Here is a 23620-nt window from a genome sequence, read left to right as displayed (position 1 = left end):
GGCATCAGACTCCGGCCGGGCCGTTGGCGGAGCGCAGTTCCAGCACCGGCTCCTGGGGACGACTCAACTCGGCGCGTTCACTGCGAAAGTGCGGCAGGATGTGTTCGCCGAGGCGGTAGGCTTCTTCCAGGTGCGGATAGCCGGCGAGGAAGAACAGGTCGATGCCGATGCTGTTGTACTCGCGAATCCGCGCCACCACGTTCTCGTAGCTGCCCACCAGCGCACAGCCCGGTGGAATACCGATGTAGCCAAAACCGGTCCATACATTGGGGTGGATGAAGAAGTCATCGAAGCCCTGGGTCTCGGTTTTTTCGCTGAAGCCGTGCTCGTAGCTGAGCTTGCGCGCCGTACGCAACCCGGCGTGGGCCGCCACGGCCTTGACCGCGCCGCGGGCGATGCCTTCGTCGAAGAAGCGTTTGGCTTCGGTGCGGGCCAGTTCTTCGGTTTCCCGGGTGATCACGTCAATCGACAGGCCGAAGCGAATGTCAGTGCGGCCCCACTTCAGCGCGCGTTCGCGCAGGTCGGCGATCAGGGCGGCGATTTCGTCCGGGTGTTCGGCGCGCATCAGGTAGAAGTCGGCGTGCTTGGCGGCAAACTCCCGGGCGGCGATGGATGAGCCGGCGGTGCAGATCAGCGGCAGCTTGGCCTTCTTCAATGGCCCGCGCAGGCCACCACCGTCGGCCTTGTAGAACTTGCCGTCGTAGTGGAAGGACTCGTTGTGCCAATAGCCCTTGACCACGTCCATGAATTCGGTGGCGCGTTCGTAGCGTTCATCGTGGTCGCTGAAGTCGCCGACCTGGCGCTGGATCACGTCCGAGCCGCCGTTGATGATGTTCCACACCAGGCGGTTGCCGGTGGCCCGCTGGTAAGTCGCCGCCTGCTGCACCGCCACCCACGGGGTGTAGTGGTAAGGCTGGAAGGCGGTGACGAATTGCAGGGTACGGGTTTCCCGGGCCAGCAGCGCGCAGACGGTCCACGGTTCTTCGCCGGTGGGCGCGTTGACCATCAGTGCGCCGCCAAAGCCGTTGATCTCCGCAGCCCTGGCGATTTGCCCGAGGTAGTCGATGTAGGTGAAATGATCACCGACACTGAAGCCCGACACCGCGCCGGTGCTGGGCCCGCCGCGATGCCAGTCGCCCCGGTTGCGCGGGTCGCCGGGCAGGAACTGGGTTTCGCCGTGCAAGGGCAGGCGGGTAAAGAATTCGATGCTCATGCAAGCCTCCTGCTTATTGCGCGGTGGGGGCGCAGATCGGGGTGATCGGCTGGTCGTTGATGACTTTGTGGGCAAACGGGATCGAGTCCTTGAGCGATGCATTGACCGTGGCACTGTGGCCCAGGCCTTTGTACAGGTGGCCTTCGACGATGGAGCCAGCCTTGCAGGCGTCCTGCATCAGCTTGACCTGGGTCGCGGCGGCCGGCGTGGTGTCTTCGGCGCCGGTGCCGATGAAAATCGGCTTCGAGGTTTTCAGCGTCGGGTAAGACACCTGCGCCAGCCACGGCGCGAGTTGCTTGCCCTTGTAGTCTTTCTTGGTGTTGGCGATGCTCAGGCCGAGGCCTTCGACATCGCCTTCGAGGGCGAACAGGCAACTGGTACGGGCCTGCTCGAAAATCGGCAGGGCCTTGTCGGTATAGAAGTCGGCGGGGTTGATGCTCGGGTCGTATTGCTGGGCGGCGAGCAACGTGTAGAAGCCGTAGGCCAGGGTGGGATCGACCTTGTTGCGCACCTCCTCGCTGGGGTTCTTCGCGTAGTCGAGGGTGTAGATCACGCCGGTGCCGATGCTGCCTTTCACTCCCAGGTCCGGAGCGTAGGTGGCGGCATAGGCGGCTGCGGCGAAGGCGCCGGCACCGCCCTGGGACTGGCCGACGATCAGTACTTTGTCGGCCAGCCCGGGTACGCCGGCCACCACGGCCTTGGCGGCGTCGAGAATCCCGTAGGCGGCCATGCGGCTGTTCAGCAACGGATGCCCACCGGGTACGCCGAGGCCCTGGTAGTCGGTGGCGACGACGGCAAAGCCTTCGGCCAGCCAGCGATTGAGGTAGGCCACGTCACGGTAGGAGCGACCTTGCCACGACGGCGCACACACATCCGCCACGCCCACGGTGCCATGGCCCCAGCTCGCCACTGGCCAACCACCGGCAGGCGGCGTGCCTTTGGGCAGGAACAACGCGCCGGACACCACGATCGGTGTCTTGTTATCGATGCCGTCGGTGGAGGTGTACAGGATGCGTTGGGCGCTGGCGGCATTGGCCAGGCTCAGGGTGTTGTCCAGCGGCTCGCTGCGCAGCAGTTTGCCGGGAACGGCCGGGATGGCTTTTTCCCAGGTGTAGAAAGCCGAGACGCGGCCATCACCTTGCAGCGGGTCAGGTTTGGGGGCGTAGGTGTCGGCAGCAAACACGCTCATGGACAGGGCCAGGACGCTGAGGCCGAAGGCAAAGGAGTGCGGCAGTTTCATGCTCAATTTCCCTATTACGGATTGGTGCTGACCTGGCCACGCAGGGCCGGCCAGTAGTCGGTGAGTTTCAGGTCGATCAGGGCCTGGTTGGTAAAGCCGGTGGCCAGTGACGGGCCGATGTCGTAGGTGTCGCGAATCAGGTGATTGGCCAGGGCGTAGGTGGTGAGGGCCTGGTAATGAGCCTTGAGTTGCTGGTCGCTTTTTGGCGCCCAGCGATCCTTCCAGGCCACCGGGTCGTTCTGGTCGTCGCGACGCAGCACGCTCTCGGCGGTGCCGGCGCGGGATGACAGTTGGTAATAGGCGTCCTGGTTCTGTGGCTGGGAAATCCACCACGCAGCTTTCACCCAGGCGGTGGCGAGCAATTGGGTGATATCCGGGTGCTGCTGTACGAAGGTCTCGGTGCCCCACAGGTCGGAGACCAGCCGCCAGTCGTTGCTGCCTTGCTTGGTCGACCAGATGATCTTGCCCACGCCTTTGTCTTCCAGGGCATAGGCCTCGCTGAGCAACACTGCTGCGTCGACCTTGCCGGCAGACACAGCCGCGGCGCCGACTTGCGGGTTGAGATTGGCAATCTTGAAATCGTCGAGCTTCAGGCCCTTGCTGGCCAGGAAGTTGCTGAAGGCGAACTCCCATGGCCGACCGCGATGCAGCGCCAGGCGCTTGCCCTTGAGGTCTTCGATGGTGTTCGCGGCGGAGCCTTCCGGTACCACCAGGTAAATATTGTTGCCGCTGCCACCGGGCACGATCAGCTTGCCTGGTACGCCACCGGCGCCGGCAATTACCGAGGGCAGGTCACCGCGTACGGCGAAGTCCAGGCTGTTGTTGCTGAAGCCTTCGTTGATCTGCGGCCCGGCGCCGGCATGGGGCAGGGCGATCCACTCCAGCTTGACCCCGCGCTCACGCAGTTGCGCTTCGAGCCAGCCGTCTTCGATAACGCGCCCGGCGATGCCGCCGAACACCGGTTTGCCGCCCTGGGTGTAGGCGACGATCGCGATCTTCACCGACGCCGGTGGCGCCTGTTCGGCCAGCACGCCGGTGCTGACCAGCACAGCGAACATGGTGGCGATGCTGTTGCGCCAGAATCTTTTCATTGGGATCTCCCTGCTAAGTGATCGCGACCCCCTGTAGGAGCCGGCTTGTCGGCGAAAGCGTCCGTTTAGTCGGTGCAAGGCTTGAGGGCCTCTTCGCTGGCAAGCCAGCTCCTACAGGGCAGGTGGCGTTGAGAGGGAGAGAGCAGATTGCATGCCATCAGCCGAAAAACGCGCTGCACACCTTGTAGAACGTGGCTTTGCGGATTTTCGAAGGACTGCCTGGCAACGGCTTGGTGTTGATCTGCACACACGCAGGTGCTGGCTGATTGTTGCTCCAGCAGCAGGCGAGGTGCGATGTGTTGGTATATTCGTTTTGGGAATATATAAATATTAATTAATAATTAAATGGTATAGAAAACTTCATGCACTATTGACACGCGCTTTTACTGCCAGGAATGCACCATGTCGCTGATCACCCATCCCAATGCCCGTGAATTGACCAAGTCGGTGCGCGCCACCGTGCTGGTCTTCAAGGACCCGCGCTCACAGGAATTGCTGGCGCGTATCGAGCGCCTGGCCCCCAGTGAGGCCAACACCTTGATCATCGGCGAGACCGGCACCGGCAAGGAATTGGTCGCGCGGCATATCCATCACCTGAGCCGTCGCGGGCGTGAACCGTTTGTGGCGGTGAACTGCGGCGCCTTCGCCGAAACCCTGGTGGAAAGTGAGTTGTTCGGCCACGAGAAAGGCGCATTCACCGGCGCCACCACCCACAAGGCCGGCTGGTTCGAAGCGGCCAACGGCGGCACGCTGTTTCTGGATGAGATCGGCGATTTGCCGTTGAACATGCAGGTCAAATTATTGCGGGTGTTGCAGGAGCGAGAAGTGGTGCGCCTGGGCTCGCGCACACCGATTCCGATCAACGTACGGCTGGTGGCGGCCACTAACGTCAACCTCGCCGACGCGGTGGTGGCGGGGCATTTCCGAGAGGATTTGTTCTACCGCCTGCACGTCGCCACCATCCGCCTGCCGCCCCTGCGGGAACGGCCCGGTGACATCCTGCCGCTGGCGGAGTTTTTTCTTGAGGAGCACTGCCAGCGCCTCGGCTACAACCGCGCGTCACTGAGCATCGATGCCGAGCGCAAGCTGCTGGAACACAGCTGGCCGGGGAATATTCGCGAGCTGGAAAACGCCATTCACCATGCGTTGCTGGTGTGCCGCAATCAACTGGTGCAGCCGCCGGATTTGCACCTGGTGGACATGCGTTCTTCCGGCATTCGCCAGGACGAGGCGAACCAGGCCGCGCCTGCGATCACTGGGCCGGTGAGCCTGGAGGCGGCGCTCACTGCGTTGTTCGAACAGAACATTCCGGACCTCTACGAGCACATCGAAGAGACGATCTTTCGCGCGGCCTATCGCTATTGCCATGGCAACCAGTTGCAGACCGGGCGCCTGCTGAATATCAGCCGCAACATCGTGCGGGCGCGGCTGGAGAAGATCGGCGAGTTGGGCAAACCGGTGCTGCTCGACGGGCAGTGACGGGGGTGTTAGCGTTTCGGGCTTCTCTGATCTGTAGAGGGCTCGACGTTGATTCGACTGACCGATTACATCGCTGATTTTTCCCGTTCGCCGCTGGCACCCTGGGTGGATCTTGCGCCGTGGGAGTTGGTGACCCAGGCGCCGGAAATCGTTCGCAAATTGCTGGCGGGGCTTTCTGATGATGACTATGAGATTCATGACGAGATTGCCGTGCACCGTACTGCGGTCGTGGAGGCGGGCGCTGTTTTGAAATCGCCGCTGATCATCGGCGCCCACTGTTTTATCGCTGCCGGTGCCTACCTTCGCGGCGGTTGCTGGGTGGATGAATATTGCATCTTCGGACCGGGTGCCGAGCTCAAGACGTCCTTTGTCTTCAGCGGCAGCAAGTTGGCGCATTTCAACTTTGTCGGTGATTCGGTATTGGGCCGCGGGGTTAACCTGGAAGCCGGCAGTATCGTGGCCAACTACCGGAACGAGCGTGACGACAAGGAAGTGCAGGTGCGCATTGACGGGCAGTTGCAGCGCACCGGCTGTGACAAGTTTGGCGCGCTGCTTGGGGATCAGTCGCGGGTTGGAGCCAATGGTGTGTTGGCACCGGGAGCGGTGCTTGCGGCGGGTAGTGTGGTTAGGCGTGGGGAGGTTTTCGATTGTGAGGGGTAGGGGGTTTTTGGTGTACATATCCGTTAGTTGAGTAACGGCTGCTTATGGTTTCGCTCTTACAGCGACTCGCTTTGGAAAAGCCGGAATGCCGGCCCAGCCCAAAGTAAGCACAGGGCTCTGCCCCGCCTGTCGGCGCCTCGCTGTGGCTCGGGCTTATTGGGGCAGTCAGAGCCAGATCAAAATCAAAAGCAAGAGCACAGCGGCCTACAGGCCGGCTTGAGTGGTAGAAGCCAGAGCAAGATCAAGGGCGCACACGGTCCAAATGTGGGAGCGGGCTTGCTCGCGAATGCGGTGTGTCCGTCACCCAATGCATCAACTGAAAGACTGCATTCGCGAGCAAGCCCGCTCCCACATTTTTTGACCGTGCCCGCTTTAGATTTTGATTTTGCTCTTCAACACTCAAGTCGGCTTTCAGGCCGCTGTGCTCTTGATCTGCTTTTGATCTTGATCTTAGGCGCCCCGTTAAACCACGCTGGCCGAACGCAGGTAGTACGGGGCAGGGACGCCCCGTCGCGGCGGCCCGCTTCCCAACGCTACTGCAAGTTGACAAACAATCCCCCGTCTACCAACAGCGAAGCTCCGGTCACATACCGCGCCATGTCCGAGGCTAGGAACACGATGGGCCCCGCGACGTCGTCGGGTTCACCCAGGCGCCCCAACGGCGTGCGCGAAGTCATGTACGTCAGCTTCTCCTCGTCGGCCAAGTCTTCCTTGTTGATATCGGTGGCAATCGTTCCCGGCAGCACCGAGTTGCAGCGAATACCATACGGCCCCAACGCAATCGCACAGGACTGCATCAACGAGTGCAGCCCGGCCTTGGTCGGCGTGTAGTGCGTCTGCATCCCGCCACCCACCAGCGCACTGATGGAACTGACGGCGATGATCGCGCCGCCCTTGCCCTGGTTTTTCATCTGGTTTGCCGCCGCTTGCACGGCGAAGTAGGCGCCGTTGAGGTTGGTGTTGACCGTCTTCAGGTACACCTCACGCGGCATGTCGAGAAACGAGTGGAACGGACAGATCCCGGCGTTGTTGACGAACACATCCACACTGCCGAATGCCTTGAGCGCGCCGGCCACCAGTTTGTCGCCGGTGTCCGGATCAGCCGCATCGCCGCCCACCTCCACCGCTTGGCCGCCGAACGCCTTGATTTCCTCGATCAACGAAAACGCCGCTTCAGTGCCTTGGCCGCTACCACTGTGGCCGATGACCACACGGGCACCCTGGCGTGCACATTCCCTGGCGGCGGCGCGGCCGATTCCACGGGAGGCGCCAGTAATAATCACGGTTTTGTCTGCAAGTAACATAAGTGAACTCCTGAAAAAAAGCGGCCTCAGCCGAGATAGTTGCCGTAACCGACCATGGCAATGGCACCGAGAATCACCGCGATACCCGCGGCCAATACGCCTTTGTTGGTGGCGCTGGTGCCCTGCCATTCGCGGAAATACAGGCCCCAGCAGTTGGATACGATGATGATGAAAGACATGTGCAACACCCACGAACTGGCGTCGTTCTGCAGGCGGCTTTCGCCCATGCCGTAGAAGAAAAACTGCAGGAACCACAGGGTGCCGGCACACGCCACCAACAGGTAGTTGCCAAGCAGCGGAGTGCTGCGGTCGGTGTAGTTGTGGAACGTGCGGTTGCGCCAGTTCAGCCACAGGCACCAGAGGCCGTTGGTGGTCAGGCCACCCCACATGATCACCATGAAGGTCACGTTGTTCTGGAACAGGCTGTTGGCGCCATGCTCGACAGCCGCGGCAGCCAGTGGGCGCCCGGCTGAAATACCGTAGCTGAAGCACGCGCTCAGCACCCCGGAGATCACCGCAACCAGCATGCCCTTGGCCACCGAGAACTCGCTGATGCTGGCGAATTTCACCGCTTCCGGCACTTCTCGTTCCTTGATCAGCCCGGCCTTGCCGCACACGGCGATGCCCACCAGCGATACCGCCACGCCCCACAGCACCCAATGCCCGCCCTGGGAGGCGAGCATTGAGGTCAGGGTGCCTTCGGTGGCGTCGGTGAACAGGTCGCGATACAGCGCCGGCATCAAGGCGCCAAGGGCCGAGGTCAGGCCCAGTACCAGCGACATGCCCAGGGACAGCCCGAGGTAGCGCATGGTCAGGCCGAAGGTCAGCCCGCCGATGCCCCAGAGCACGCCGAACAGGTAGGTCCAGAGCAAGGTGCTGCTGTCGGCCTGGCGCAGGATGTCGGCCCAGCCGGGCACGGTCAGTTGCGCGGCAATCAGCGGCACGATCAGCCATGACACCAGGCCGCCGGTGATCCAGTAGCTTTCCCAGGCCCAGCCGCGGACTTTCTTGTAGGGGATGTAGAAGCTGCCGGAGGCGAAGCCGCCGATGAAGTGCAGAATCACACCGAAGAGAATGATTTCCACGTAGTCGAATCCTTTTTTATTGTTGTGGTAGCGCGCTGTTTCAGCCTGGGGTAAGGCTGAACATCGGGATTAAATCCACGCTGACGGGCGAGGCGTCCGGCTGGCTGGGCATGATGTCTTGCATGTACTGCCACCACCGTTGCATCAGCTCGGTGCCCGGCAGTGCGTCGAGCCCGTGCCGCTCTTCGTGGGTCATCACGGCGAACAAGGCGTTGCTGGCCTCGTCGAGGAAGATCCGGTAGTCCACCACGCCGGCATCACGCAGGGCCTGGGCCAGTTCGGGCCAGATCTCATCGTGGCGTCGACGGTACTCGGCGTGCTGGCCGGGGTTGAGGTTCATGCGAAAGGCTCGGGTCTGCATTACTTGCCTCCGTGGGGTGGCGTAGGACTGTAGATGCGCACCGCGTTGTGCAGGAAGAACTTGCCCTGTACGTCCTCGGATTTGCCCGCCATGCAGGCTTTCACCAGGCCCAGGGTGGTGGCGAAACTGGCCAGGTGATCGCTGTTGGGCCAGTCGCTGCCGAAGAAGCAACGGTCTTCGCCAAAGGCTTCCCACAGCACGGCCAGGCGGTCGTTGTAGAACGCCGGGTCAAGGATCAGACCCTGCGGGCCGACCTGGGGGATTTCCGCCAGTTTGGCAAATACATTCGGCCGCTCTGCCAGGCGCATCAGGTCGGCGTGATACGCGGATTCTTCGCCGGCGGGCACGCTGGCATTGGGCAGGTGATCGACGATGATGCGCAGCTCGGGCAAGGCATCGCTCAAATGCAGCAGCCCTTTGATCAAGCGCGGATTGGGGTTGGCGCTGTCCAGGCCACGCCCGTATTCGGCGAGGCGGCGCAGGCCTTCGATAAAGCCGGGGCGCTTCTGGTCGTCTGGCAAATCGCGGTCCCACAGGTTGCCGTAGCGCAAACCGAGGAACAGCGGTTCATGGGCCAAGGCATCGAGGTCTGCCGCAAAGTCGCCGTGCAGCGGGTCAAGGTTGCCGACGAAACCGAGCATGCGCAGGTCGCTGCGCAGGGTCTCCAGCAACCAGCGGTTGTCGTCGCGCCACGGGCTGGCTTCCACGGCAATCGCGCCGATCACGTTATGTTCGCCCGCCAGCGGCCAATAATCCGCCGGCAAATGTGCGGCATACAGCGCGTTTCCCGGCTCGGGCCAGGGAATACCCTGGGGGCGGCGCGGGTCGAACAGGTGCAAATGGCTGTCGATGATCGGCCCGCTGTAAGGGGTAAGGGGCATAGCGCAATCCTTCGGAACAATGGATGGGGAAGGGCCCGCACGCTACCGCGCCAAGGCCCGTTGCACCACTTCAGCTCTGCAAGTACACCGCATGGGTGTGGGTGTACTCGTACAGGCCGTGCTTGCCATCGGCGCCGCCGATCCCGGATTTACGCACGCCGGCATGAAAGCCTTGCATCGCCTCGAAGTTCTCGCGGTTGACGTAGGTTTCGCCGAACGACAATTCGCGCACCGCCTGCATCGCCTTGCCCAGGTCGCGGGTGTAGATCGAGGAGGTCAGGCCGTAGTCGCAGTCGTTGGCCATGGCGATGGCCTCATCCAGGTCGTCGACAATCTGAATCGGCAGCACCGGGCCAAAAATTTCTTCGCGCATGATTTCCATGTCGGCGTGGCAACCGGCCAATACCGTCGGCTGGAAGTGAAAGCCCTGGCCCAGGTCGGCGATCTGCCCACCGGTGACCAGCGATGCACCCTGGCCCAGCGCGGTGCGCACCTTGCGATTGACGCTGTCCAGGCCCTGGCGGTTGATCAGCGGGCCCATCTCCACATCGGCCTGGGCGATGGGGTCGCCGTAGCGGGTGGCGGCCATCGCGGCGCTGATGCGCTCGATAAACTGGTCGGCCACCTTGCGCTCCACGTACACCCGTTCGGCGCAGTTGCACACCTGGCCGCTGTTGATGATCCTTGAGTCGCGAATGGCGTTTATCGCGAGGTCCAGGTCGGCATCGGCGAGGACGATGGCAGGTGCCTTGCCACCCAGCTCGAGGTTGAGCTTGGTGATATGGGGGGCGGCGGCAGCCATGATCCGCGAGCCGGTGGCGACGCTGCCGGTGAAGCTGATCATGTCCACGCCCTTATGGGCGGTGAGGGCGCCACCGACGCGGCCATCGCCGCAGACCACATTGAATACCCCGGCCGGCAGGTCGGTCTCGGCCACCAGTTTGGCGAACTCGAAGCAGTTGTTCGGCGTTTCTTCGCTGGGTTTGATCACGATGGTGTTGCCGGTGAGCAACGCCGGGGCCATCTTGCGGGCGATCAAAAAGAACGGGAAGTTCCACGGCAGGATGCCGGCCACCACACCCAGGGGTTTGCGGAACAGGAAGATATTTTCATTGGGGCGGTCGCTGGTGATGATCTCGCCTTCAATGCGGCGCGCCCACTCGGCCATGTAGTCGAGGTAGTCGGCGGTGAAGTTGACTTCCACTTCCGCCAGGCCGCTGACCTTGCCTTGCTCCAGGGTAATGGTGCGCGCCAGGTGGGCGACGTTTTCCCGCAGCTTGGCGGCGATGCGGCGCAAGTGACCGGCGCGTTCGATCGCCGGTTTGCGCGCCCAGTCTTTCTGCGCATGACGCGCAGCGGCCAGGGCCTGGTCGACGTCATCAAAGGTGGACGCCGGGACCTTCGACAGCAGGACGCCGGTAGCCGGGTTCAACACATCCAGGTGGGCATCGCTCGGGGTAAAGCGGCCGTTGATGAAGTTCTGGTAGACCGGTACGGATGACATGCTTGGCTCCTCAGTAAGTACGTGACGGTGCTTTGGCGTCGGCGGCGGGGCGATAGCGGGCCAGGGTCGCCATGGCACCCTGGCGCAGCAAGCTGATGTCGATGGCCACCGCAATGAACTGGCAGCCCCAGGCTTGATAACGGCGAGCGTCGTCTTCGTTGGGCGCGAGAATGCCGCAGGCCTTGCCGGCCGCCAGCGTGGCATTGACTGCGTACTGGATGCGCTCCTGTACCTCGGGGTGCCCGGGATTGCCGGGGTGACCGAGGCCGATGGACAGGTCGGCGGGGCCGATAAACACCGCGTCCACGCCTTCCACCGCCGCAATCGCCGCGACGTTTTCAACGCCGCGACGCGACTCCACCTGCACGATCAGGCACAGCTGTTCATGGGCGGTGTTGAGGTAATCCGACACGCCGTCCCATCGGGTGGCGCGGGTCAAGCCGCCACCAACGCCACGAATACCGTGGGGCGGATAACGCATCGCACGCACCAGGGCCTTGGCTTGCTCGGCGGTTTCGACCATCGGGATCATCAGCGTCTGGGCGCCGACGTCCAGCAGTTGCTTGATCAGGTTGGCGTCGCTGCTTACCGCGCGTACCACCGGGGCGGTGGTGTAGTGAGCCACGGACTGGAGCTGGTTGAGCACGCTGGGCACGGTGTTGGGGGCGTGTTCGCCGTCAATCAGCATCCAGTCATAACCGGTGCTGGCGACGATCTCGGCGGCATAGGCGGTGGCGAAGCCGGCCCAGATCCCGTATTGCGCGGCGTCTTTACGCAGCGCGGCCTTGAAAGCGTTGTGGGGCATGTTCATGGCAGGAGTCCTCAGCGGTTGTACGGGCGATGCAATTGGCAATCGGGGTTGAGGTCCACGCCAAACCCGGGTTTGTCGAGCACCGACAGGCGCATGCGGCCATTCACCGGCACGGGTTCACCGAGCAGTTGCGGGTGGAACATCGGCACCACTTCGTCTGCCTTGGGCGCCATCATCAGGAACTCGGCGAACGGGCTGTTATGGCGGGTCGCAACAAAGTGGTAGCTGTAGACCGACGAGCCGTGGGGCACCACCAACGCATTGTGGGCATCGGCCAAGGCGGAGATTTTCACCAGCTCGGTGAGGCCGCCGCACCAGCCCACATCTGGCTGGATAATGTCGCAGCACCCCATCTCCAACAGCATGCGAAAGCCCCAGCGGGTGGCTTCGTGTTCGCCGGTGGTAACCAACATGCCTTTGGGCACGTTGTTGCGCAGCGCGGCATAGCCCCAGTAGTCGTCGGGCGACAGCGCTTCTTCGATCCATTTCAGGCCGTATTCATGGGCGCCGGTTGCCAGTTTGGTGGCGTAGTTCAGGTCCAGGCTCATCCAGCAGTCGAGCATCAGCCAGAAGTCCGGGCCGACCCGTTCGCGCATGGTTGCCAGTTCCTCGAGGTTTTTGCGCAGGCCTTCTTCGCCTTCCGATGGGCTGTAGTGCAAGGGCATCTTGCCGCCGATAAAACCCATCTTCTGTGCGAGGTCCGGGCGGGCGCCGGTGGCGTAGAACTGCAATTCGTCACGCACCGCGCCGCCGAGCAACTGGTGCACCGGCTCCTGGCGGATTTTGCCGAGCAGGTCCCACAGCGCCAGGTCGACACCGGAGATCGTGTTGATCACCAGGCCCTTGCGGCCGTAGTACAGGGTGGACTGGTACATCTGGTCCCAGATTTTTTCGATATCGGTGACGCGGGCGCCTTCCAGGAAGCGCGCCAGGTGCTTCTCGACGATATAGGCGGCGGGCTCGCCACCGGTGGTCACGGCGAACCCGACGGTGCCGTCGCTGGCCTCGATTTCCACTACGAGCGTGCCGAGTACGTTGATCCCGAAACTGCGGCGACTCTGGCGGTACTCGGGGTATTTGCTCATGGGGGTGCTGATGTGATCGTCGATCCAGTGGCCGTCTGCCTGGTCGTGGTAGTCCGCGCCGCCGCCGCGCAGCACAAAGGCGCGCACGTGCTTGATTGTGATGTTGCCCATGGTGTGACTCCTTGATTAAACAGTGGCCGGCGTGTTCGTCGCTTTATGGCCTGGGGAATGGATACCGAGTACCAGCAAGGCTGCGACTACAGTGGTGGCGGACAGCAGGTAAAGGCCGGCCGCAGGGGAGTGAAAGGCGGTTTCTGCCCAGTTCTTCAGCACCGGGGCGATAAAACCGCCGAGGGCGCCGAAGGAGTTGATCAGGGCGATGCTGGCGGCCGCTGCGCTGCCGGCCAGGTAGCTGGACGGGAAGGTCCAGAACACCGGTTGCACGGCGATAAAGCCCGAGGCGGCAAAGCACAGGGCGAGCATGCCCAGCAGCGGGTTGGCAAAGGTCACCGAGCAGGCGATCCCGGCGGCGGCCATCAACAGGGTCAGGGACGCGGCTTTGCGGCGTTCACCGGTGCGGTCGGAGTAGCCGGGAATCCACCACGCGGCGAACAGCGCGCAGACCCAGGGAATCGCCGAGACCAGGCCCACCATCAAGCCGACCTTGGTCCCCAGCAGCCCACCGACCTGGGTTGGCAAGTAGAACACCACGCCGTAAACGCTGGCCTGGATCAGTAGGTACACCAGGCACAGGTACAGCACGCTGGGCTGGCACAGCACAGTGAGCAGGCTACGGCCGTGAGAGGTTTTGTGCTGGTCTTCGCGGTCGAGCAGGTCCTGGATCTGGCGGCGCTCTGCAACGCTCAGCCATTTGGCATCGGCGGGGCGGTTGTCCAGGTACCAGTAGGCCCAGATGCCAACCGCGGTGGCCATCAGGCCTTCCACCGCGAACAGCCATTGCCAGCCGTGCAGCCCAGAGAACCCGTCCAGCTCCAACAACAGGCCCGAGAGCGGGCTGCCGAAGATGAAGGCCAGGGGCGCGCCAAAGTAGAAGAACCCCATGGCCTTGCCGCGTACCGCAGAGGGGAACCAGTAGGTGAGGTAGAGAATGACACCGGGGAAAAACCCGGCTTCGGCCACGCCCAGCAGGAAGCGCAACAGGTAGAAGCTGGTTTCGTTATGGGCAAACATCATGGCGGCGGACACCAGGCCCCAACTGACCATGATCCGGCACATCCACAGGCGGGCACCGACGCGATGCATGATCAGGTTGCTCGGCACTTCCAGCAGCGCATAGCCGACAAAAAACACCCCGGCGCCAAAGGCGAAGGCGGCATCACTGAGGCCGGTGTCGGCCTGGAAGGCTTGCTTGGCGAACCCGACGTTGGCGCGGTCGAGGAAGGCCATGATGTACATCAACAGCAGAAAGGGCAGCAGCCGCCAGGAAATCTTGGCGAGCAAGGACGCAGGCAGGGTCTTCATTGTTCAGTCCAGTTGTTTTGTTCTTATGGGAAGGACTGTACGGCGCTCCATCTATACGCTACAAATCGAATCTCGCTTACAACTGATAACCTCAGGGTATCGATAACAAGGAAAAAAATGAGTAGTCCCGCAATCTCCCGCAGCCTGTTCAACCGCCTGCGCTACAAGCATCTGCATATGCTGGTGGCCTTGAGTTCCAGCCAGAACCTGCACCGTGCGTCCCAAAGCCTGAACATGTCGCAGCCGGCGGCGACGCGCATGTTGCGCGAGATCGAGGATATGTTTGCCTGTGACCTGTTCGAGCGCCTGCCCCGGGGCATGCGCCCGACGGCACTGGGCAAGGAATTGATCCGCTTTGCCGAGTCGGCGCTGAGTGGCCTCGACCGCTGCGCCGAGGAACTGATGATGCGCCAGCAGGGCGGCTACGGGTATTTGTCGATCGGCACCATCATGGGCGCGGCGCCGGACCTTGTGATGGACTCCATTGCGCAGATCAAAACCCTCAACCCGCAGATGCGCATTCGCATCATGGGCGACACCAGCGACCAGGTGATCCAGTTGCTGGAGCAAGGCCGCATCGACCTGGCCATCGCCCGGCGCAACGCCGCCACCGACAGTGAGCATTACACCTTTGAGCCCCTGGGCAACGAACGCATGCTGGTGGTGGTGCACGCCGGCCACCCCCTGGCCCAGCGCGAGCATCTGCCGCTGGCGGAACTGGTCAGTGACTGGCCGTGGATCCTGCAACCGCAAACCAGCCCGGCGCGCATTGGTTTTGATGAAGCATTGCAACACCTGGCCTTGCCGCAGCCGGCGGACATTATCGAGTGCAGTTCGGTGTATTCCATGCAGCAACTGATTCAACTCACCGACGCGATCATGGTGCTCTCGGAAAGCGCCCTGCGGGATTACTTGAAAATGGGCCTCGTGGTGGCCTTGCCGGTGGTGCTGGAGGTGCAACTGGCACCGTTCGGGATGCTGCTGCGCAAGGGCGACCCGGTAAGCCGCGAGTTGGGGTTGTTTATCGACATGCTCAGGCAAAAGGCCGCAATGCTTTAAACATCGTGTGCAAAAGAACGTGGTACGCCGGCAGGTTATTAAATAGAATGAATCTCATTTGAGACTGACTCGCGCCGCGCAGGTTACTTGCCATGAATGATGCTGTAGTGCCGACGCACCTCGCTGAACCCAGCCTTCACACGTTGTATCGCGACCACCGCAGCTGGCTCGAAAGCTGGCTGCGGCGCCGCTTGGGCAACGCCTGGGATGCGGCCGACCTGAGCCAGGACACGTTCCTGCGGGTGCTGGCCAGCGCGCAGCCGATTGCGCAATTGCAGGAGCCCCGGGCCTATCTGGTGACGGTGGGCAAGCGCTTGCTGGTGAATTTTCACCAGCGGCGCAGTCTGGAACAGGCGTATCTCAATGCGTTGATGCAGTTGCCGGAGGCTTGCATGCCGTCGCCGGAGCAACGCTGGTTGCTGCTGGAAACCCTGCAAGCCCTGGATGAATTGCTCGACGGTTTGCCGGCGGTGGTGCGCCGCGCGTTTCTCTGGAGCCAGCTGGAAGGACTCGGCTATCGGGAGATTGCCGAGCGGCTCAAGGTGTCCGAGCGTACGGTCAAGCGCTACATGGCCCAGGCTTACGAGCATTGCCTGCTGGTGGAACTGTGAGCCGTACTGCGCCGGATCTCGCCCGGGCGGCGGCGCAGTGGCTGGCGTTGCTGGAATCCGGCAGCGCCACCGAACGTGATCACGCCCGCCTGCAGCAGTGGCGTGACAGCCATCCCCAGCATGAGCAGATCTGGCAAAAAGCCCAGTTGCTGCGCCAACGGTTTACCGACTTGCCGCCAGCGTTGGCCATGGCCAGCCTTGATCGTCCGCAACCGGGACGGCGTGCAGTACTCAAGCGTGCCTTGGGCGTCGCCGCGTTGTTGCCAACCGCGTGGTTGCTCAGCCGGCAATTGCCTATCGACGTGTGGCGCGCCGACCTGCACACCGCTACTGGCGAACGCAAGCGAGTGCCGCTGTTGGATGGCAGCAGCCTGCAACTGAATACCGCGAGCGCGGTGGACGTGGATACGGCCCGGCGCCGTGTGACGCTGGTGGAAGGGGAGATGGCGTTGACGGTGCCGGGGGCTGGTGCGCTGACGGTGCAGACGCGTTATGGCCAGGTGATCGTCAGCCAGGCTGAAGTGTGTGTGCGGCAGTTGTCTTCCGGGTGTTTGGTGTCGGTGTTGAAGGGCGCGGTGCAGGTGCAGGACCTGCGTGGGCAAGTGGCGACATTGCAGGGGGGGCAGCAGGCACGGTTGCAGGCGTCGGGGATGGGCGCTGCGGTGGGGTTTGATGCGTTGCAATTGGGTTGGCGCGACGGTGTGCTGACTGCGCAGAACCAGCTGTTGGGTGATTTTTTGCGGGAGCTGGAGCGGTATCGGCCGGGTGTGCTGCGCTGGGACCCGAGCCTTGAAGGGCTGCGGGTCACTGGGAGTTTTCAGTTGGCTGATACCAATCGAATTCTTGCGTTGCTGGCGTCGACGATGCCGCTGCAAGTGCAGTGCCGTACGCAGTATTGGGTGACGTTGACGCCGCGTAAATCGGCTGCTTGATGCGATCCTTGTGGGAGCGGGCTTGCTCGCGAAAAACCTGAGAGCGCCGCGTTGAATCAGGATGCCCGCGTCATCGTTAACGACCTTCGCGAGCAAGCCCGCTCCCACATTTGAACCGTGCCCGCTTTAGCTTTTGATTTTGGGCGGACTCAACACGTGCCTTTCAGATCACATGCGCCCGCTGCAGCTCAGTCAACGCCAGTGCCTTGAGCCGCGCCAACAGCGGATCCCGCCGATCCCGCGGATGCACCAGCTCCACCGCCAGCTCCTGGCGAATACTGCTCGGCCGGTTATCCATCACCAACACCCGGTCACTCAGGTACAGCGCCTCGTCCACATCGTGAGTCACCAGCAGCAGGGCGATCCCGTGGTGCTCGGCCAATTGCAGCAGCAGGTCCTGCAGCTTCATGCGGGTAAACGCATCCACCGCGCTGAACGGTTCATCCAGCAACAGCACCTGCGGCCGTGAATACAGCCCGCGAGCAATCGCCACCCGTTGCGCCATCCCGCCAGACAACGCCTTGGGCAACGCCTGGCCAAAACCCGTAAGCCCCACCTCATCGATCAACTGCGCGACCCAGGCCTTGTCATAGCCAACGTCATCGCTGAAACCAATGTTTTGCTCCACCGTCAGCCACGGCATCAGCCGTGGCTCCTGGAACACAAACGCGACCTCACCACCACCTTGCAACAGTTCCCCCTGATAGTCCTTTTCCAGCCCGGCGACGATCCGCAGCAAGGTGCTTTTGCCGCAGCCACTGGGGCCCAGCAAACTGACGGCTTCCCGCGGCTGCAAGGCCAAATGGACGTTGGTCAGCACCGTCGTCGCGCCGAAGTTTTTCCGCTCGACGCGAATGTCCAGTAGCGCTTCACTCATGCTCAATTCTCCGGGCCTTGGCCGTTGAAGGTATCGCGCCAGGCCAGGCAGCGTTTTTCCAGGGCCGCCAACAGGCCGTCGCTGATCTTGCCCAGCAGCGCCAGCACGATGATCGCCGCCAGCACAATGTCGGGCCGTGAGGTTTCCCGGCCATCGCTGAGCAGGTAACCCAGGCCCTTGGTCGCGGCGATCAACTCGGCCGCCACCAGGAACATCCACGCCAGGCTCAGGCCGCTGCGCAAGCCGGTGAAAAGGCCGGGCAGGGCGGCAGGCAACAGGATGCGACGCACCAGGCGCGTGCGGCTGAAGCCATACATCTGCCCGACTTCCACCAGCTTGCGGTCGATGTCGCGAATGGCCGCGACGCCATTGAGGTACACCGGGAAGAACGCGCCGATGGCAATCAGCACGATCTTCGAGGTCTCATCAATGCCCAGCCACAGCAGCAACAGCGGCACCCAGGCCAGGCTCGGGATCGAGCGCAGGCCGGCGAAGGTTGGTTCCAGGTACGCCTCGGCCTCGCGGCTCAAGCCGACCCAGGCGGCAAACACCAGGGCCAGGCCGGCGCCGATGGTGAACCCCAGCAGCACCCGTAACAGGCTGGCGCTGATGTGTTTCCACAGCGCGCCTTCGGCGAGGTCGGTGAGGGTCACGGCGATCTCGCTGGGCGCCGGCATCTGGTAGGACGGCAGCCAGCCGATGCGCACCACCACTTCAAGGATCACCAGGATCAACACCGGCAACGCCAGGCCCTTGAGCCGCCGCGGCCAGGCGCTGCGCTGCACGGTGAGCGTTGGCGCGAGTGCGACGGGCAGGGTTTCGCTTTTGCTGCGCATGACGCTCCCCTTATGGACGAGGCAAAGCCTGGCCAAAGCTTGGGTCGATCAACTGGTCGATCACCTGATCCACATTCACCCCACGGCGCACCAGTTCTTCCGAGACCAGGATCGGCGCGGCCGCCTTGGACGACACCACGTCCTGGGCAGTGAGCAATGGGCTGCTCAAGTCGGTACGCGACAATTGCAGCTTGGCCACGTCCAGGGGCAGGCCGGATTCGTCGGCCAGCAGCTTGGCGAATTCGTCGGGGTGTTTCACCGCCCAGTTGCGGGCTTTTTCATAGGCACCGAGCACCTTGGCGATGGTCTGTGGATGCTCCTTGGCGTATTTGTCGGTCACGCTGACCACGCCGTAGCTGTTGAAGTCCTTGTTGCGGTACAGCAGGCGCGAACCCGCCTGGATTTCGCTGGCGGCCATGTGCGGGTCGAGACCGGCCCAGGCGTCCACATCACCTTTCTCCAGCGCGGTACGGCCGTCCGGGTGCTGCAGGTGCACCAGTTCCACGTCGTCCTTGCTCAGGCCGGCTTTCTGCAGGCTGCGCAGGGTGAACAGGTACGGGTCGGTGCCTTTGGTGGCGGCGATTTTCTTGCCCTTGAGGTCGCTGACGCTTTTGAACGTTGAGTCCTTGCGCACCACCAGTGCAGTCCACTCGGCGCGGCTGTACACGTACACCGACTTGATCGGGCTGCCATTGGCCCGGCTGAGCACCGCCGACAGGCTGGCGGACGAGGCGAAGTCGACGCCGCCGCTGTTGAGGTATTCCAGGGAACGGTTGCTGCCCTGGCTCAACACCCAGCCGACCTTGGTTTGCGGCAGCGCTTCTTCAAGCCAGCCGAAGTGCTTGAGCACCAGGCTCACCGGGGAGTAGTAGGCGTAGTCCAGGTTGACTTGCGCAGGGTCGGTTTCCGCTGCATGGGCCAGGGGTTGCAGGCTGAAGGCGAGGGCGCAGGCGCCCAGCAGGGTATTGAAGAAGGGTTTCATGGAACAGCTCCGGACAAGGCGGGAAAAGAGAAGGCTTTTCTTATATTCAGAAAATTCATATGGCATGTTCCATCATGCGTTATAGGAATATGCAGTCTCTGTGCCAGCGTCTTTGCAGGGCAGGGCAGCACCCTGGCGTAGCAGTTGTCGAGCCTAAGCGAGGCTGCGTTCGCGGTGTGTCAGACAGACCGCTGACGCAGCCTCGCTTGGGCTCGACAGCTGCTACGTGGGGAGTGGTTGGGAGTGGGGAGGCGGGCACTTTGTTGAATCACTGTTGGCTGTGCAACAGCTTGCATATGTTTTTATGGAATAAATAAAGAGTTATATATTCCTTTTGTTGGTTTCACGAATAGGGCACTTTGAGTGCCTGCGCATTCGTGCGGATTGACCCAACAGACCAAAGGAAAGCCGACATGACCATTAAAGCGATCAACGTGCGCAACCAGTTCAAAGGCGTGATCAAGGAAATCCTGATCGGCGAAGTGGTGTCCGAGATCGACGTGCAAACCGCGTCGGGGATCGTGACGTCGGTGATTACCACACGCTCGGTGCGTGACCTGGAATTGAAGGTGGGCAGTGAAGTGATTGCCTTTGTGAAGTCGACCGAAGTCTCTATTGCCAAGTTGTGACTGCAATCCAGTTGTGAACCCAATCCAAATGTGGGAGCGGGCTTGCTCGCGAATGCGGTGTGACAGTCGACATCTACAATGACTGATCCACCGCTTTCGCGAGCAAGCCCGCTCCCACATTTTGTTTTGCATACAGCCGTTGGAGGGTTAGTTGAGCCGAGGCCCGCCTCCCGATGGCCGGGACCCAGGCTTCTCATCCGACGCATCCGGCAGTGCCTTGGGCGTTTCACTAGGGTCCTTGTAGTCCTTGTGCAAATCGCCATCCAGCCGGTTGCTCGACGAGCCGCCGCTTTGTGGTGTGGAGTCGAAATGCTCCCACTCCGATTGCTGGAAGCGGAACAGGCTGTCATCGGTCGGCGTGTCGCGGCCGTGGTAGTGGTGTATCTCGTAGTGGGCGTATTCGACCTTATCCGCCCAGTTGTCCTGCAGCAAACCGTCGCCGGCCAGGTCGCGGTACCAGTCGTTTTCCTTCTCGGTAGCCTTCTGTTTTTTATTGTGGTCGACGAAGTAACCGATGATCCCGCCTACCACCGCCAACACCACGCCCACCAGGAACAGCGGCCCGGTCAGCGCCGCCGCCGTGCCTGCGCCAAACAGCGCCGCCGCACCCAATACCCCGGCCGACGCGCCGAACGCACCGCCCGCCACTTGCAAGCCACCTGCGGCCTGAGCCAACGGGTCTTTGCTGTCCACGCCGCTTTTGATCGCCAGGGCGCCGAGCACAATGTCGGCAAAACCACCGGCAATGTCCGTCGCCGGGCCCAACACCTTGATCACGGAACCGGCGATCTTCGCCGATTGGGAGGCGCCAAGCTTGGCCGCACCGGCTGCCTTGAGGCCGTCATCCAGGTGAGTGGCAAGGCCTTCGGTGGCTTCGGTTACCGCCTTGTCGCCCTCGCCAAACAGCTTGGCCACGCCGTCGTACTGGCTGTCGGGAACCGCGTCCAGGGCCGCAGCGATTTCCTTGCTGACCTTTGAGTCGATTTCGGTGGGCTTGCTGAAGTCGATGACTTTGCCGGCCGCCCCTTCCTTGCCCCAGATTTCCGGCAGGGTCTTGTCGAGGCCGAGGAAGTCCACCAGGCCGCCCTTGCCCAGGGCTTCGCCGATCTTGTCACCGAGCTTGACGAAGTGGCTGGCGCCGCCGGCAAAACTCAGGAAGTCCTTGGCGATGGTCATGCGTTGGGCCGGGGTTTCGCCGAGCTTGCCGCCTTTGCCCACCAGTTGGTAAATCCCCGAGAACAGGCTCACGCCGGCGCCCATCGAACCGAGGATGCCTTTGCTGTTGAGGGTGTTGAACACCTCGCCGAGCATGCCTCGATCCGCCACCGGGATATACGGTTTGCTCAGGGCGGTTTTCACGTCGGCTTCGCTGATGGTGCCGCTGTTCTTGTAGACGTCGCCGAGTTCTTCCAGGGCCTTGGTCACGGCCGAGGATTTCTCCTTGCCCTCCAGGCCCTCGTTGAGGAATTTCTCCAGCACTTCCTGGCTGCGGCGCGGCAGGTCCAGCAGGTTGCCCTTGAGCACGCCCTTGAGCAGGCCGAACAGGTCCTTGGTGGCCAGCTCCTTGTTGTCGTCGGAGATCTTGCTCGGGTCCGAGAGAATCTCGTTGAGGTCGGTGGTGAGGCCATCGGCCTGGATATTCTGCGCGGCCTTGGTGGCGGCTTCCGGGTCGAACAGCGACAGCGAGGTCAGGGTGTTGCTCAGGTCTTGCTGGGCTTCGTGGCTCTTGCCCTGTTTTTGCAGGTCCTTGAGGTACAGCACATAGTCGGGGTTGCTGGTCAGGTCGAGAAGCTTCTGCTTGATCTCGTCCTTGTTGGGCAGGTGACTGATGGCGTCGTCCATCTTGGTCTTGTAGTCGGCCTGCACCGTCGGGTCCTTGAACAACTCGCCGATCTGCTCCTGCACCGCCTTGCCGTCGATGATGTCGTGCATGTCGGCGGAGGTGAGCTCGGTCTGCTTGTCATCGAACTCGCGCCAGGTGGTGTTGAACGGGCGCTTGGATTCTTCGTAGCCGGTGATGCCATGGCCGTTCTGGTAGGCGGCCTGGGCTTCCAGGGCGCGGACCAGTTTGGCCCGTGGGTCGTCTTTGGGAATCGAGCCGTCCTTGACGCCGGCGCGGTAGGTGTCGATCAGTTCGGTGGTGGCCAGTTCGCTGACGCTCTGGGTCGGCGACTTGTCGTCGTCCTTGTCGGCATGCACGCCGGTGTCGAGGTTGAGCACGTCGAGCTCATCGTTGCTCGGCAGGTTGTACTTGGCGCGGGTCTCGTCGACGGTGCCGGCGCTCCAGGCTTCCCATTTCGCCACCACTTCGTCGTAGAGCTGCGGGCTGAGCTCCTTGGAGACGATGACCTTGCCTTCGCTGGTTTCATAGCGGATCAGGCCGTCCCCCAGCTCGTCGGGGGAACCGAAGGTGATCTCGGTGTTCTTCAGGAAGTCATTCGGCCCGGCCAGCTTGTAGCCGGCGTCTTCACTGGAGTGGATCTTGCTCCAGGTGTCCTGGGCGGTGGCCACGCTCTTGAACAGTTCCGGGCTGACGTCGGCCGATACGACGACCTTGGTGCCGTCGTGGGTTTCATAGGTCAGCACATTGCCTTGCTGGCCTTCGATCCAGCCGAAGCCCTTGTAGTCGTTCAGCTCCGGCGCCTTGGTATTGGCGTCTGCCAGGGTCGAGCCGTCGTTGAGCGCGGACTCTACGGCGGCCTTTTTGTCGGGGTTGGTGTAGACCTCGTGCAGGCCTGCCAGGTAGTCGAACAGCTTGGGGTTGTCGTCGCGGGCCACGACCATTTTCTGGCCATTGCTTTCAAAGCGGATCAGGCCGGGGCCGACTTCATCCTTGGGGCCGACGGTGGTGCCGGCGTAGGGCGGCCACACTTCGTTGTCGCTGGCGCGCTTGTAGCCGGCGTCTTCGCTGCTGCCCAGGCCGGTGAAGCTTTCATAGGCTTCCTTGGCTTTCTGGAAGGCCTCCGGGTTGTCGCGCTGGCTGATGACGAACTTGTTGCCGTCCTGGGTCTCGTAGCGAATCACGCCGGGGCCGGTTTCGTCGGGCGGACCGAGGGATTTGTAGTCGCCGAGCTTTTCCGGGGCCGTGGCGTCGCCGCCCAGGCGCTGGTAGCCGGCGGCTTCGCTGGCGTTGACGCCGGAGAGTGCCTTGAAGTCGGCGCTGACTTGCTTGAACAGCTCGGGGCTGTCTTTTTCGCTGACGATGACTTTCTTGCCGTCCTGGGTTTCATAGCGGATCAGGCCGGGGCCGACTTCGTCCGCCGGGCCGATGGCCTTGTAGTCCCCCAGGGTGGTGGGCGGTGCGGCGTCCTTGGCGGCCAGTTCATAGCCTTGTTCCTTGCTGGCAGCGAGCCCTTGCGCGGTTTTGTCGCCGGCCTCCACCTTCTTGTTGTTGGCGCTGTTCTTGAGCAGCACGTGGAACGCCGCGCCGGACTTGGGCGGTGTGAGAGGAAGGGCTTTGGGGTCGGTCGAGCGGTTGAGCGGCTGGGTCGTCATGCCATGGAACTCCTGCTGTTACCGGTGGGACGAATCGGCAAAAACAGTAACAGCAGGGGGGCG

The 23620-nt window shown here is 62.4% G+C and carries 21 protein-coding genes; 6 read left to right on the top strand and 15 right to left on the bottom strand.

The window, feature by feature from the left end; all coding sequences use genetic code 11:
- Window positions 1-4 precede the first annotated feature (4 nt).
- The 3 genes from HX824_RS04955 to HX824_RS04945 are packed head-to-tail and all read right to left on the bottom strand — an operon-like array spanning window position 5 to window position 3544.
- Window positions 5-1213 (bottom strand): LLM class flavin-dependent oxidoreductase, encoded by a 1209-nt coding sequence (locus tag HX824_RS04955; protein ID WP_008430959.1) that lies wholly within the window; start codon window positions 1211-1213, stop codon window positions 5-7.
- Between the two features lie 13 nt (window positions 1214-1226).
- Window positions 1227-2453 carry a S9 family peptidase gene (locus tag HX824_RS04950; protein WP_177035539.1) on the bottom strand — a complete coding sequence of 409 codons (1227 nt, stop codon included), beginning with the start codon at window positions 2451-2453 and terminating at the stop codon, window positions 1227-1229.
- A 14-nt stretch (window positions 2454-2467) separates the two neighbouring features.
- Window positions 2468-3544, bottom strand: coding sequence for an ABC transporter substrate-binding protein (locus HX824_RS04945; RefSeq protein WP_003216993.1), 1077 nt, complete (start codon window positions 3542-3544; stop codon window positions 2468-2470).
- Between the two features lie 402 nt (window positions 3545-3946).
- On the opposite strand from HX824_RS04945, the gene HX824_RS04940 reads away from it, so the two are divergent.
- Together HX824_RS04940 and HX824_RS04935 are read left to right on the top strand one after the other, a co-directional pair.
- Window positions 3947-5023, top strand: coding sequence for a sigma-54-dependent Fis family transcriptional regulator (locus HX824_RS04940; protein ID WP_003216996.1), 1077 nt, complete (start codon window positions 3947-3949; stop codon window positions 5021-5023).
- 48 nt (window positions 5024-5071) lie between these two features.
- Complete coding sequence (locus tag HX824_RS04935; protein ID WP_177008508.1) at window positions 5072-5683, top strand: LpxA family transferase; 612 nt, start codon at window positions 5072-5074, stop codon at window positions 5681-5683.
- Window positions 5684-6216: 533 nt separating this feature from the next.
- Here the strand turns inward: HX824_RS04935 and HX824_RS04930 are convergent.
- The 8 genes from HX824_RS04930 to HX824_RS04895 form a co-directional block, all read right to left on the bottom strand.
- Window positions 6217-6987 carry an SDR family NAD(P)-dependent oxidoreductase gene (locus HX824_RS04930; RefSeq protein ID WP_087693857.1) on the bottom strand — a complete coding sequence of 257 codons (771 nt, stop codon included), beginning with the start codon at window positions 6985-6987 and terminating at the stop codon, window positions 6217-6219.
- 26 nt (window positions 6988-7013) lie between these two features.
- Window positions 7014-8072, bottom strand: coding sequence for an L-rhamnose/proton symporter RhaT (gene rhaT, locus HX824_RS04925; protein ID WP_102605252.1), 1059 nt, complete (start codon window positions 8070-8072; stop codon window positions 7014-7016).
- Between the two features lie 40 nt (window positions 8073-8112).
- Window positions 8113-8433 (bottom strand): L-rhamnose mutarotase, encoded by a 321-nt coding sequence (gene rhaM, locus HX824_RS04920; RefSeq protein ID WP_102605251.1) that lies wholly within the window; start codon window positions 8431-8433, stop codon window positions 8113-8115.
- A complete protein-coding gene (locus HX824_RS04915; protein WP_177054211.1) occupies window positions 8433-9314 on the bottom strand; it encodes an amidohydrolase in 882 nt (293 codons plus the stop codon). The genes rhaM and HX824_RS04915 overlap by 1 nt, the downstream gene beginning before the upstream one ends.
- Window positions 9315-9384: 70 nt before the next feature.
- Window positions 9385-10818, bottom strand: coding sequence for an aldehyde dehydrogenase (gene aldA, locus HX824_RS04910; RefSeq protein WP_177054210.1), 1434 nt, complete (start codon window positions 10816-10818; stop codon window positions 9385-9387).
- Window positions 10819-10828: 10 nt separating this feature from the next.
- Window positions 10829-11629, bottom strand: coding sequence for an HpcH/HpaI aldolase/citrate lyase family protein (locus HX824_RS04905; protein WP_177054209.1), 801 nt, complete (start codon window positions 11627-11629; stop codon window positions 10829-10831).
- A gap of 11 nt (window positions 11630-11640) precedes the next feature.
- Entirely contained in the window at window positions 11641-12825 is a 1185-nt protein-coding gene (rhmD, locus tag HX824_RS04900; RefSeq protein ID WP_177019627.1) for an L-rhamnonate dehydratase, read from the bottom strand.
- Between the two features lie 15 nt (window positions 12826-12840).
- On the bottom strand, window positions 12841-14136 hold the full coding sequence (locus HX824_RS04895; protein ID WP_177054208.1) for an MFS transporter: 1296 nt from the start codon (window positions 14134-14136) through the stop codon (window positions 12841-12843).
- Between the two features lie 117 nt (window positions 14137-14253).
- Here HX824_RS04895 and HX824_RS04890 point away from each other — a divergent pair, with 117 nt between their 5' ends.
- The 3 genes from HX824_RS04890 (at window position 14254) to HX824_RS04880 (ending at window position 16738) form a co-directional block, all read left to right on the top strand.
- Window positions 14254-15195 carry a LysR family transcriptional regulator gene (locus HX824_RS04890; RefSeq protein ID WP_087693849.1) on the top strand — a complete coding sequence of 314 codons (942 nt, stop codon included), beginning with the start codon at window positions 14254-14256 and terminating at the stop codon, window positions 15193-15195.
- Between the two features lie 92 nt (window positions 15196-15287).
- Window positions 15288-15806, top strand: a complete 519-nt coding sequence (locus HX824_RS04885) for a sigma-70 family RNA polymerase sigma factor (protein ID WP_177054207.1) — start codon at window positions 15288-15290, stop codon at window positions 15804-15806.
- Window positions 15803-16738, top strand: a complete 936-nt coding sequence (locus HX824_RS04880; RefSeq protein WP_177054206.1) for a FecR domain-containing protein — start codon at window positions 15803-15805, stop codon at window positions 16736-16738. The genes HX824_RS04885 and HX824_RS04880 overlap by 4 nt, the downstream gene beginning before the upstream one ends.
- Before the next feature lie 163 nt (window positions 16739-16901).
- On the opposite strand, the gene HX824_RS04875 is transcribed toward HX824_RS04880, so the two are convergent.
- From HX824_RS04875 to HX824_RS04865, 3 genes are read right to left on the bottom strand one after another with little or no spacing between them, the layout of a single operon-like run.
- Window positions 16902-17615 (bottom strand): ABC transporter ATP-binding protein, encoded by a 714-nt coding sequence (locus HX824_RS04875; protein WP_177019626.1) that lies wholly within the window; start codon window positions 17613-17615, stop codon window positions 16902-16904.
- A gap of 2 nt (window positions 17616-17617) precedes the next feature.
- Window positions 17618-18451 (bottom strand): ABC transporter permease, encoded by an 834-nt coding sequence (locus tag HX824_RS04870; RefSeq protein WP_003217006.1) that lies wholly within the window; start codon window positions 18449-18451, stop codon window positions 17618-17620.
- Between the two features lie 10 nt (window positions 18452-18461).
- Window positions 18462-19433: an aliphatic sulfonate ABC transporter substrate-binding protein gene (locus HX824_RS04865; RefSeq protein WP_003217008.1), complete on the bottom strand. Its 972-nt coding sequence runs from the start codon at window positions 19431-19433 to the stop codon at window positions 18462-18464.
- Between the two features lie 413 nt (window positions 19434-19846).
- On the opposite strand from HX824_RS04865, the gene HX824_RS04860 reads away from it, so the two are divergent.
- Window positions 19847-20062, top strand: coding sequence for a molybdopterin-binding protein (locus HX824_RS04860; protein ID WP_003217010.1), 216 nt, complete (start codon window positions 19847-19849; stop codon window positions 20060-20062).
- Between the two features lie 147 nt (window positions 20063-20209).
- Here HX824_RS04860 and HX824_RS04855 read toward each other — a convergent pair whose 3' ends face one another.
- Entirely contained in the window at window positions 20210-23557 is a 3348-nt protein-coding gene (locus HX824_RS04855; protein WP_134326606.1) for a hypothetical protein, read from the bottom strand.
- Window positions 23558-23620 lie beyond the last annotated feature (63 nt).

This window comes from Pseudomonas sp. D4002, assembly GCF_013385665.1.
Lineage (GTDB): Bacteria > Pseudomonadota > Gammaproteobacteria > Pseudomonadales > Pseudomonadaceae > Aquipseudomonas.
This window is presented reverse-complemented; position numbering and strand designations above follow the sequence as displayed.

Coding starts and splice junctions, on each gene's coding strand:
- HX824_RS04955 (WP_008430959.1), bottom strand. CDS start 1,213: ATGAGCATCGAATTCTTTACCCGCCTGCCCTTGCACGGCGAAACCCAG.
- HX824_RS04950 (WP_177035539.1), bottom strand. CDS start 2,453: ATGAAACTGCCGCACTCCTTTGCCTTCGGCCTCAGCGTCCTGGCCCTG.
- HX824_RS04945 (WP_003216993.1), bottom strand. CDS start 3,544: ATGAAAAGATTCTGGCGCAACAGCATCGCCACCATGTTCGCTGTGCTG.
- HX824_RS04940 (WP_003216996.1), top strand. CDS start 3,947: ATGTCGCTGATCACCCATCCCAATGCCCGTGAATTGACCAAGTCGGTG.
- HX824_RS04930 (WP_087693857.1), bottom strand. CDS start 6,987: ATGTTACTTGCAGACAAAACCGTGATTATTACTGGCGCCTCCCGTGGA.
- rhaM (WP_102605251.1), bottom strand. CDS start 8,433: ATGCAGACCCGAGCCTTTCGCATGAACCTCAACCCCGGCCAGCACGCC.
- HX824_RS04915 (WP_177054211.1), bottom strand. CDS start 9,314: ATGCCCCTTACCCCTTACAGCGGGCCGATCATCGACAGCCATTTGCAC.
- aldA (WP_177054210.1), bottom strand. CDS start 10,818: ATGTCATCCGTACCGGTCTACCAGAACTTCATCAACGGCCGCTTTACC.
- HX824_RS04905 (WP_177054209.1), bottom strand. CDS start 11,629: ATGAACATGCCCCACAACGCTTTCAAGGCCGCGCTGCGTAAAGACGCC.
- rhmD (WP_177019627.1), bottom strand. CDS start 12,825: ATGGGCAACATCACAATCAAGCACGTGCGCGCCTTTGTGCTGCGCGGC.
- HX824_RS04895 (WP_177054208.1), bottom strand. CDS start 14,136: ATGAAGACCCTGCCTGCGTCCTTGCTCGCCAAGATTTCCTGGCGGCTG.
- HX824_RS04890 (WP_087693849.1), top strand. CDS start 14,254: ATGAGTAGTCCCGCAATCTCCCGCAGCCTGTTCAACCGCCTGCGCTAC.
- HX824_RS04885 (WP_177054207.1), top strand. CDS start 15,288: ATGAATGATGCTGTAGTGCCGACGCACCTCGCTGAACCCAGCCTTCAC.
- HX824_RS04875 (WP_177019626.1), bottom strand. CDS start 17,615: ATGAGTGAAGCGCTACTGGACATTCGCGTCGAGCGGAAAAACTTCGGC.
- HX824_RS04870 (WP_003217006.1), bottom strand. CDS start 18,451: ATGCGCAGCAAAAGCGAAACCCTGCCCGTCGCACTCGCGCCAACGCTC.
- HX824_RS04865 (WP_003217008.1), bottom strand. CDS start 19,433: ATGAAACCCTTCTTCAATACCCTGCTGGGCGCCTGCGCCCTCGCCTTC.
- HX824_RS04860 (WP_003217010.1), top strand. CDS start 19,847: ATGACCATTAAAGCGATCAACGTGCGCAACCAGTTCAAAGGCGTGATC.
- HX824_RS04855 (WP_134326606.1), bottom strand. CDS start 23,557: ATGACGACCCAGCCGCTCAACCGCTCGACCGACCCCAAAGCCCTTCCT.